The organism is Ramlibacter sp. (genome assembly GCF_035706265.1).
Classification (GTDB): domain Bacteria; phylum Pseudomonadota; class Gammaproteobacteria; order Burkholderiales; family Burkholderiaceae_C; genus Ramlibacter.
This window is the reverse complement of sequence record NZ_DASSVG010000533.1, coordinates 1-4663: the sequence shown is the minus strand read 5'-3', so window position 1 is coordinate 4663 and position 4663 is coordinate 1. Positions and strand designations below refer to the sequence as shown.

The window sequence follows — 4663 nt, the reverse complement described above, 5'->3', positions numbered from 1 at the left end:
AGGGATCCGGCGTCTCCTACAAGCGCGTGCCCTTCCACATGATCGCCAATGACGGCAACCTGATGGAGCACGCCGTGCCCTTCGACGGCACCATGGACCTCGATCGCGACGGCGACCTGCAGAACCACAACGGCATCCTGCCCAGCCAGGGTATCGCGGAACGCTACGACATCGTCGTCGATTTCGCCAAGCTGGCCGTGGGGACCAAGGTGTACATGGTCAACGTGCTGGAGCACGAGACCGGCATCGGCACGCACAAGGTGCTCGATCTCGACGACATCCTTGAAGGCAAGTACCAGCCGAAGGTCGCGACCCTCAACGGCGTTTCGCGGTGGACCGGCGGCGACCCCGGCATCGGCAAGCTGCTGCAGATGGTGGTGCGCCCGTACACCGGCACCGACTACAGCATGAAGCCGACCGACTACGAGCCGGCGAAGCCGGGCAAGGCGGCGGGCAAGAAGATGATCCCGCTCTGGCTGGACCGCAACGACGCGGCGCAGATGCAGGCGGTGCAGAACGCGCGCCATCGCCGCTTCGAGTTCGGCCACACCGTCAGCACCGACGCGACGCCCTGGACGATCAAGACCGATGAAGGCAGCAGCTACAAGGCCGACATGCGCCGCATCAGCGCGGCGCCGCGCCTGTCCACCGGCCCCACCGACCCGGGCTTCGCCGGCATGGGAACGCTCGAAGTCTGGAGCCTCTCCACCGGCGGCGGCTGGAGCCACCCGGTGCACATCCACTTCGAGGAAGGCGTGATCCTCAAGCGCGGCGGCCTGCCGCCGCCCGAGTGGGAGAAGTGGGCGCGCAAGGACGTCTACCGCATCGGCCGCGAGGACGACAGCATGAAGAGCGTGGAGTTCGCTATCCGCTTCCGCGAATTCGCGGGCACGTACATGGAGCACTGCCACAACACGCAGCACGAGGACAACTCCATGCTGCTGCGCTGGGACATCGAGCACCCGGGGCAGTTCCTCGTGATGCCAACGCCGCTGCCCACGTGGGAAGGCGTCACCTACGCGCCGTCGGTGGGAATCCAGACCTTCCGCAGCGGCCTGGTCGACGACTGAGCCACTCGATGGCCGCGGATCGGGAGGTCCGCGGCCGTCGCCGTCCAGGCAGAAGTGGGCCCTCCCGCAGCAGCGCCGAACCTCAGGCGTGAGGCTCGCAGAACGGCGTCATCGAGGCGCCAAAGGGCCGAATCTGCACGCGCCGAGCTTCGAACTTCCGGGGGACCTACAGGTCTATCAGAAGCCACCTACACGCCGATCAAGAAGGACCTACACCCGATGCAGAATTTCATGAAGACCCTCCCCGCCAAGGCCATCGTCGCTGCCGCCGCGCTCGGCGCCGTCGCAACCCTGTCGTTCCAGGTCTTCCATGGTCCTTCTGCAGCCGCCGTGAAGGCCCCCGTCGCTGCGGCGGAGCTTGCCGCGCCGATGCAACTTGCTGCCGCGGCAGTTCCCGCCGCCGAGCCTGCGATGCGCTTTGCCACGCCCGAGCCGAAGTTCGGGACCGAAGAGGCCCTGCGCGCGAAGATCAAGTTCGAGACCTCCCATTGGGGCGGCAAGCCCGTCCGCACGCTCGACGAAGCCTCGCGCATCCTGCTCGCGCGCGCCGCGGCGGAGAACGCCGGCCTGGACGAAGTGGGCCTGGGCTACCAGGACGTATACGGCGTGATCGAAGCCGAGACGTCGTGGATCCAGCGCACCGGCTCCAGCAAGGACGGCACGCCCAACCTGGGCCTGGCGCAGTTCGAGCCGCGCACCGCGAAGAGCCTGGGCCTGACCGACCCGCAAGACCCGGTGCAGGCGGTGTTCGCCGCCGCCAAGTACATGAAGCTGGGCGCCCAGTGGGCGAGCGGCCGCATCGGTACCCTGAAGTCCGACCCCGCGCTGTACGCCGCCAAGCTGCGCGAAGGCGTCTCGGTGCACTACAACCTGTCGGTCAAGGGCCGCAACAAGTGGAACGGCCTGAACACCGCGCAACTGCCGGTGGAGACCCAGCGCCACATCCGCAACGCCGCCGCCGGCGCGAAGGAAGCGGCCGAACTGGCGCGCCACCTCACGGCCTGAGCGCAAGCCGGGCGGCCGCTGCGATCCTCTCGTGGCTCGCTGCGGATCAGGCGTGCGCCGGCTGCATGGCCGTGCGCTCGTCGGGCAGCAGCAGCACGATGCCGGCCTTGGCCGCAGCGACGGCGGCCATCAGCCACAGCGCCTGCTCGAATCCGATCTGCTTCACCACCGGTCCCAGCATCCAGACCGCGAACGAACTCATGCCGAAGGCCACGGTGAGCCGCAGGCCCGCGATGCGCGAGCGCATCCCGTCGTCGACGTAGCGGACGATCATGGCGTCGGTGAACGGGATCGAGCCGAAGACGAACACCATCACCAACAGCAAGGCCGCGTAGAACCACCACTGCTGCGTGAACGCGGCAAGCACCAGCACCGGAACCAGCGCCAGCGAGATCCAGAACTGCAGGGCCTTGAACGGCATGCGGTCGATCAGGTAGCCGACGGCCACCTGGGTGAGCGAAGCGACCGCATAGACGGCGGCGAGCAGGGTGCCCAGCGCCGCCGGGTCCTCCACCAGGCCGCGAAAGCGCTCCGCCATCAGCTGCGAATTGCCGTTGGTGGTGAAGTTGAACACCAGCGTGCTGATCGCCGCGGCCACCGTCATCACCGTGAGCGTGCGCACCAGCATGGCCGGCGTGAGCTGCACCTGCGCCTTGCCGCCCTTGCGCTTGGCCGGCGCCATGTGCTCCGGCGGACACAGGATGGCGAACGCAACGCCGCAGGCGATCGCGAACAGCCCCGGCACGACGAAGGCCGCGCGCCACCCGATCCACTTGACCAGGAAGCCCGTGATGAGCGCGGCAAAGGCGATGCCGAGGTTGCCCACCAGGCCGTTCACGCCGATCGCGAAGCCGGGCTTGTCGGCGTGCTGCACCAGCATCGGAATGCCGACCGGGTGGTAGATCGACGAGAAGGCACCGAGCACCGTGAGCGCAGCGGCGAGCTGCCACGCATTCTGGGTCAGTGCGGTGAGCAGCGCCGATGCGCCCATGCCGAAGAAGAAGACCAGCATCATCGCGCGCCGGCCCCACAGGTCGCCGAGACGGCCGGCCGGCAGCGAACCGAGCCCGAACAGCACGAAGGCCCCGATCGTGTAGGGCATCAGGTCCTGCCAGCTCGCCTGGCCGAAGTCGGCGGCAATCGCGACGACGGCCGTGGCGAAGATCAGCAGGAACATGTGGTCCACGGCGTGGGCCACGTTGAGCAGCACGATGACGGCGCGGGGATGCCGCGAGGCTTGCGAGGGATCCGATGCCGGGGAAGTCATGGCGCGAGTCTGCCTCGGCAGCGGTCGTCTTGCTTTCGACGATTTCTCCCGTACCATCGCGAAATGGACAGAGCGCGGCGCATCGATCCGGAGCGCTCGGCCGCCCCCGAGCATCCCATTCCGGGCGAATCCTCGCGCATCGTCGTCACGCGGCGCACGAGCTACGCCAAAGGGCACCACATCGCGCCGCACTGGCATGCCCGTGCGCAGCTGATCTACGCCGTCGAAGGAACCATGACCGTGCGCTCGCAGCGGCAGGCGTGGATCGTGCCGCCGAGCCGCGCGCTCTGGATGCCGCCGCGCATCGTGCACGAGATCCGCATGCACAGCGTCGTGGAGATGCACAGCCTGTACCTGACGCCGCCGGCGGCAGCGGCCATGCCCGCCGAGAGCGTGGTCCTCGAAGTGACGCCGCTCATGCGCGAACTGGTCGTGCGCGCCGTGAGCCTGCCGGCGCAGCACGCCGATTCACGCGACGAGGGGCCGCTGATGCGCCTGCTGCTGGTGGAACTCACCCGGCTGCACCACTGCCCGCTCCACCTGCCCCTGCCCGCGAGCGGCGACCTCGTGCAGTTGTGCGAACGCATCCTCGCCGACCTGTCGGCCCGCCGCCCGTGCGCGCAGGACGCCGATGAAATGAACCTGAGCACGCGCACCCTGTACCGCCGCTTCCTGGCCGAGACCGGCGTCACCTTCGCCCGCTGGAAGCAGCAGGCCCGGGTGCTGGAATCGATCCGGCGGCTGGCCGGAGGAGCTTCGGTGACGGAGGTGGCGCTGGATCTCGGCTACGAGAGCACGAGCGCGTTTTCGACGATGTTCCGGCGCTCGGTGGGCGTGGCGCCGCGGGAGTTCGGGGTGGGGCTGGGGCGGGGGCGGGGGTGAAGGAGAGGCCGGGTCTGCCTTGAAGCCGGCGAGCAGACCCCGCCGCGCGTGTTCACTTCCCGCTGAAGCGGGCGGGCCGTTTCTCCACGAAGTGCGCAACGCCTTCCTTGAAGTCCTCGCTGCCGATGCTGTCGAACATCTCCTGGTTTGCCAGCATGACGGCTTCGCCGAGCGTCTGGAACGGCGCTTCCCAGAGCTGCCGCTTCATGACGCGGATGGAACGCGGCGAGACGTTGTCCGCGAGGTCGCGCGCATAGGCTTGCGCCTCTTCCAGCAGGGCCTCGGGCTTCACGAGCCGGTTGACCAGCCCCATCTGCAGCGCCTCCGTCGCCGCCACCTTGCGCGACGAGAGCAGGAGATCGGCCGCGTGGCCGGGGCCCACCACGCGCGGCAGGATCCAGGCGATGCCGTGCTCGGCGATCAGACCGCGCTTGGCGAA

At 68.6% G+C, this 4663-nt stretch carries 5 protein-coding genes; 3 read left to right on the top strand and 2 right to left on the bottom strand.

Annotated elements, in window-relative coordinates; all coding sequences use genetic code 11:
* Nucleotides 1-1070 (top strand): multicopper oxidase domain-containing protein (locus tag VFM98_RS19075; protein ID WP_325111477.1); only part of this gene is annotated, 1070 nt, incomplete at its 5' end.
* A gap of 231 nt (nucleotides 1071-1301) precedes the next feature.
* On the top strand, nucleotides 1302-2075 hold the full coding sequence (locus VFM98_RS19070) for a transglycosylase SLT domain-containing protein (RefSeq protein ID WP_325111476.1): 774 nt from the start codon (nucleotides 1302-1304) through the stop codon (nucleotides 2073-2075).
* Nucleotides 2076-2121: 46 nt separating this feature from the next.
* Here the strand turns inward: VFM98_RS19070 and VFM98_RS19065 are convergent, their stop codons facing one another.
* The gene (locus VFM98_RS19065) at nucleotides 2122-3342 is read right to left on the bottom strand and encodes an MFS transporter (RefSeq protein ID WP_325111475.1); all 1221 of its coding nucleotides are present in this window, start codon (nucleotides 3340-3342) and stop codon (nucleotides 2122-2124) included.
* A 63-nt stretch (nucleotides 3343-3405) separates the two neighbouring features.
* On the opposite strand from VFM98_RS19065, the gene VFM98_RS19060 reads away from it, so the two are divergent.
* Nucleotides 3406-4224, top strand: a complete 819-nt coding sequence (locus VFM98_RS19060) for a helix-turn-helix transcriptional regulator (protein ID WP_325111474.1) — start codon at nucleotides 3406-3408, stop codon at nucleotides 4222-4224.
* 52 nt (nucleotides 4225-4276) lie between these two features.
* On the opposite strand, the gene VFM98_RS19055 is transcribed toward VFM98_RS19060, so the two are convergent.
* Nucleotides 4277-4663: enoyl-CoA hydratase-related protein (locus tag VFM98_RS19055; RefSeq protein WP_325111473.1), on the bottom strand; the 387-nt coding region annotated here is incomplete at its 5' end.

Coding starts and splice junctions, on each gene's coding strand:
- VFM98_RS19070 (WP_325111476.1), top strand. CDS start 1,302: ATGAAGACCCTCCCCGCCAAGGCCATCGTCGCTGCCGCCGCGCTCGGC.
- VFM98_RS19065 (WP_325111475.1), bottom strand. CDS start 3,342: ATGACTTCCCCGGCATCGGATCCCTCGCAAGCCTCGCGGCATCCCCGC.
- VFM98_RS19060 (WP_325111474.1), top strand. CDS start 3,406: ATGGACAGAGCGCGGCGCATCGATCCGGAGCGCTCGGCCGCCCCCGAG.